3 protein-coding genes and 1 pseudogene are annotated in these 4,882 nt (G+C 60.5%); 1 reads left to right on the top strand and 3 read right to left on the bottom strand.

The window, feature by feature from the left end; translation table 11 throughout:
• Positions 1 to 2: 2 nt before the first annotated feature.
• Entirely contained in the window at positions 3 to 518 is a 516-nt protein-coding gene (locus AC1DH9_RS23480) for a M24 family metallopeptidase (protein ID WP_477808865.1), read from the top strand.
• A gap of 62 nt (positions 519 to 580) precedes the next feature.
• On the opposite strand, the gene AC1DH9_RS23475 is transcribed toward AC1DH9_RS23480, so the two are convergent.
• The 3 genes and pseudogenes from AC1DH9_RS23475 to AC1DH9_RS23465 all read right to left on the bottom strand — a co-directional run.
• The gene (locus AC1DH9_RS23475; protein WP_427546076.1) at positions 581 to 3,199 is read right to left on the bottom strand and encodes a motility hub landmark protein FimV; all 2,619 of its coding nucleotides are present in this window, start codon (positions 3,197 to 3,199) and stop codon (positions 581 to 583) included.
• Between the two features lie 206 nt (positions 3,200 to 3,405).
• The gene (locus AC1DH9_RS23470; protein ID WP_477808864.1) at positions 3,406 to 4,416 is read right to left on the bottom strand and encodes an aspartate-semialdehyde dehydrogenase; all 1,011 of its coding nucleotides are present in this window, start codon (positions 4,414 to 4,416) and stop codon (positions 3,406 to 3,408) included.
• A 270-nt stretch (positions 4,417 to 4,686) separates the two neighbouring features.
• Positions 4,687 to 4,882 (bottom strand): annotated as a pseudogene (locus AC1DH9_RS23465) (group II intron reverse transcriptase/maturase); the annotation flags it as partial.

Here is a 4,882-nt window from a genome sequence, read left to right as displayed (position 1 = left end):
GCCTGGAGGGAATGCTCCACGCCAAACGCAAGACCTGGGAGGCCATCGAAGAAATGGCTCGCCGGACAAAGCCCGGCATGCTGGAGTCCGAAGCCCTGCAGATGGGGCTTGAAGTACTGACCGAGCTGGGTATGGACCGCATCTGGCATCCGACCAAGATCCGCTTCGGCGAGAACACCCTGAAAACCTTCAAGCAGCCTTCGAGCGGCGATCCGGTGCTGGGTGAAAACGATATTTTCTTCATTGACCTGGGTGTTGTATGGGATCGCCACGAAGGTGATTGTGGCGCCACGTTCACCACCGGCAACGACGCTGAAATGCAGGCCTGTGCAGCGGCCGCGAAAACTCTGTTCGATCAGGTCCACGACTACTGGCGAACCCACCAGGTCGCCGGCCCCGAACTGTATCGCTACGCAGAAGAACAAGCATCAGGTACTCCTCGCCAGAAGGCTTTACGACTGCTTCGCAATCGAGCGGGAGCAAGCTCCCTCGCCACGGGTTATGTGACCAATCCCTGAACCCCCGAAACAAAAACGGCAGCCTTGATGGGCTGCCGTTTTTGTTATGCGCTACCGGTCAATCAGGCTATACGCGCCAACATGTCCTTGGCTTCGCTCTTCTGACCGTCATTACCCTCACTGAGCACTTCACCGAGGATGTCCCGCGCGCCGTCGTTGTCACCCATGTCGATGTAAGCCTGCGCCAGGTCCAGCTTGGTCGCGACTTCGTCAGTGCCCGAGAGGAAATCGAAATCGGGCTCACCCATTTCCATCTCCATCCCCGCCGCCGCATCTTCAGCGGTGAAGCTTGGCTCGGCGATAGGCGGATGCTCCAGGCTACCGGACAAACGCTCCAGCTCGGCATTGACGTCGTCCAGCTCGGACATGAAATCGTCCGGCTCAGGCTTGGCGTGAGCGTCGGCCTCATCCGCCAGCGACAGATCGAAATCGGCCGGCAACTCCAGATCATCAAGCGCCGCTTCAGTGACTGCAGGCGACTCTACCGCTGGCAGGTCTTTCAGATCGTCGTCGAGATTGAGCAGGAACTCGTCGTCGGCCAGGGTCGAATCCGCTACGTCGCCGCCCAGATCAAGGTCGAAATCCGACAGATCATCCAGGCTGTCCTTGGCTTCGGTCTGCTGTTGCAGAACAGATTCGAAGCTCAGTTCGTCATCGAGCGGAAAAGCGTCCAGATCCAGCGCCGGCTCTGGCGTAACGACCGCTGGCGATGCTGCTTCCAGATCATCCAGACTCAGGTCGAAAGCACTATCGAAGTCATCATCGGCCGGTGCAGCTTCAGGTTCCGGCGCCTTGGGCTCCTCGTGCAGCAGGTCCTTGACGTACTGCGCATCCAGCTCGGCGGCAACCGCTGCGGCGGCGATGCCGCCAACAGCTGCCACGGCAACCATCGCCGGAAAGCGGCTTTTCAGCTGTTCAACGTCAGCATGATTTTTGCCATTGGCAACCAGCTGACGCTCTTGCGCCACGAACGCACTGCGATCGCCTTGCTGGCCGTAGACTTCCATCAGCTTCAAGCGAAGGTCGCTGCGTTGCGGCTCTTGCTTGATACCGTCTTCAAGCAGGCTGGCTGCCTGATTCAAACGCCCGGCATTGATGTGCGACTGGGCTTGCGCCAGAACATCGTCCGAGCGTTCGGCGGCCGGCGCGACCAATGGCGCAGCAATCGGCGGTGTCACGACCACCGGCGCCACAACTGGAGCAGGAGCAGGAGCTGGAGGCGTTGCAAGCTTGACGACTGGCGCCGGCACTTCGAGGCCTTCGAAGCTGCTTTCCGGCAGATCGAGGTCTTGCGTCAAGTCCGACTCTTCAGCCAGCGCCTTCGCCATGCGCTTGTGCTTCTCGGCTTCCTGTTGAGCCTTGCGCCGACGCGCCAGCAACAACAGCAGCAACAGCACCACCACCGCACCGCCACCCACCAGCCCCAGGAGTATCGGATTGGTCAGCAGTTCGTTGTACTTTTGCTCGTCACTCACTGCCGGGGCCGCCTGAACCGGCGCCTCGGCAGGCACTGCGGCCGGCGTTACATCCGGGGCTACCGCGGCTGCAGGCACCGTCGCTGGCTGGGCAACCAGATCAGCCGAGATCGGCGCCGAAGGTTGAGCAGCAGAATTTTCCCCTGCGCCTTCTGCTTGCATCTTGGCCAGTTGATTATTTTTCAGCTCGATCAAGCGCTGGAGCTTGTCCATCTGACTCTGCAAGTCAGTTATGCGGCTTTTCAGCTCGGCATTGTCACGACGAGTCGTATCGAGGCCTTCCTGGGCTACTGCCAGCTTGTTGCCGATGGCCTTGCTATCGCCCGCTGCACCTTTGCCGCCTTTCTTGCCGGATTCGGCCGAGACCAGACTCAAGCGGTCCTTGGCAGTCCCCTGCGGCGCGACCACATCATGCCCGCGCTTGGTGGCATCAAGCTGTTGCGCCTGCACCCGGTGAACCGAGCGACGCCCCTGACGCCAGGCCGTGTTCTGCGCGGCGACTTCGGCAATGGCTTTAGGCTGCGGCAAGCTGGTGCTTTGCGTGGCGTCCGGCAGGCGCAAGACCTGACCGGTTTTCAATCGGTTGATGTTGCCATCGATAAAGGCGTCCGGATTCAGCGCCTGAATCGCCAGCATGGTTTGCTGGATCGAGCCGCCATTACGCGCTTTCGCGGCGATTTCCCACAAGGTGTCGCGCGGTGTCGTGACGTGCTGCGCAGGCCTGCTCGCGCCAGTCACGGGTGCGTTGACTGCTGGCGCTTGAGCCGGCGCGGGTTGCGCGGCAGCGTCAGCCGTCTGCGGCGAGAATTTGGACGGATCGAGCAGCACGCTGTAGTCGCGCAGCAGTCGGCCGCTTGGCCACATCACCTGAACCAGGAATTTCACCATCGGCTCGGAGAGTGGCTTGCTTGAAGTCACCCGCAGGATGCTTTTACCGCTGGCATTGAGCACTGGCGTGAACGTCAGGTCATTGAGGAACGCCTGACGATCAACCCCGGCCTTGGCGAAATCGTCGGCCGACGCCAGGCTCGGCACCACTTCGGCAGCGGTGAGGTCCTTGACGTCGAGCAACTCGATTTCTGCTACCAGGGGCTGGTTCAGGGTCGACTTCAGGGTCAATTCCCCAAGCCCGAGGGCATGCGCCATACCGGAGGACAGCGCCGAGGCGGCCGCTATTGCTAACACCAGTTTGCGAACTTGAACCATAGCCTCATCCTTTGTTGAACTTTCCTCGGCAAGCGAGAAGGTGTTGATACCGCTGCCGTAAGGCATTGCGCGCAGCCTCGAAGAGTCTCTGCGCGCGCTTATTTCACTGATGCCCTTGGAAGCCCCTGATGGCGGCTCGCCTCCAGCATTCAGGCCTTGCGGCCTGTACGACTAGAATCTATTTGCAAATTGTTGCCAAGTATCTTTTACACAAGGTCTTTTATCAACAACTCAGCCACCTGCACCGCGTTGAGTGCAGCGCCTTTGCGTACGTTATCTGACGTCAGCCACACGTTAAGTTCCGCCGGATCGTCGATACCACTGCGAACCCGACCAACGTAGACCACATCCTGCCCTACCGCATCACCTACCGGCGTCGGGTAATCGCCCGCCTCGACCAGCTCGACACCCGGCGCCGCCTCAAGCGCAGCATTCACCGCCGCCAGGTCGACAGCCTTGGCTGACTGCAAGGTCACGCTAAAGCTATCGCCGAAAAACACCGGGGCTTGAATGCAAGTGACAGAAATCTTTAATAAAGGCTGTGCCATGACCTCGCGCAGCTCTCGAACCAGGCGTTTTTCCAGCAGCGTATGGCCCTGGGCATCCGGCGTGCCGACTTGTGCCAGCAGGTTGAAGGCCATTTGCCGATCAAAGAAACGCGGCTCCAGCGGACGAACATTCAGCAGTTCTGCCGTCTGCCGGGCCAGCTCGCTGACTGCTTCGCGGCCTTGGGCGGAAACGGCCAGGCTGGCAGTGACGGTCACTCGCTGCAGGTCGAGCAATTCGCGCAATGGTGCCAACACCACGGCCAGGGTGGTGGCCGATGCACTTGGGCTGCTCACCTGAAACGGCTTTTTCAAACCGGCTAGCACTTGGCTATTAGCTTCCGGCACCACCTGCGGTGCTTGCTCGGCTGGCAAGGCGCMGGACAAATCGATCAGCGCGCAACCGGCGGCCGTGGCACGCGGCGCAAAGCTCAGGGTGACTGCTGGGCCGGCGGCGAAGAACACCAGCTGGACCTTGCTGAAATCAAATTCGTCGACTTCCCGCACCCGTACGTTCTTGCCGCGAAACGGCACCGAATGCCCTGCCGATTCACTGCTGGCCAGCAGGTGCAGGTTAGCCACCGGGAAGTCGCGCTCTTCAAGAATCTGGACGAGTGTTTCGCCGACAGTACCGGTGGCGCCGACGACGGMGATATCAAAGGACTGGCTCATGGATCTACCTCAGGCGAAACGGGGGGAGCGGCACTTTACCGGGTGACTGGCATGCAGGCAATTCTGCAGAGGATTTGCGGTGTCAGCGCCGACGCCATCGCGAGCAGGCTCGCTCCCACATTGACCGCGCGCACAATGTGGGAGCGAGCCTGCTCGCGATAGCGGCCTGTCAGGCACCCGATTAACCTCAGACCATCCAATCGAGTAGGAGGCGGCTTCACAACCGCCGTCCTCTCACACCACCGTACGTACGGTTCCGTATACGGCGGTTCAGGTTATGCGATTAAGCCGGTTTATCGTATCCAGTATTGAGACCAGCCCGAGTCGATCCCATAGTTTCTTCGGTAGCGCCTGATTCATATGTGACGCTCCCGAGTTCCACCATGGGCCTCGGCCATTGACCGCCGATTTCCACGCCCGCGCCTCGTCGATTCCCAGACGTATCAGGTTGCGCGCCCTCGTAGAG

The organism is Pseudomonas sp. 05T35, from assembly GCF_056396605.1.
The sequence above is the reverse complement of the archived record's forward strand: the minus strand, read 5'-3'. Positions and strand labels throughout refer to the sequence as shown.

Excerpts from the sequence above, each read along its gene's own strand:
- AC1DH9_RS23475 (WP_427546076.1), bottom strand. The coding sequence starts at position 3,199 with ATGGTTCAAGTTCGCAAACTGGTGTTAGCAATAGCGGCCGCCTCGGCG.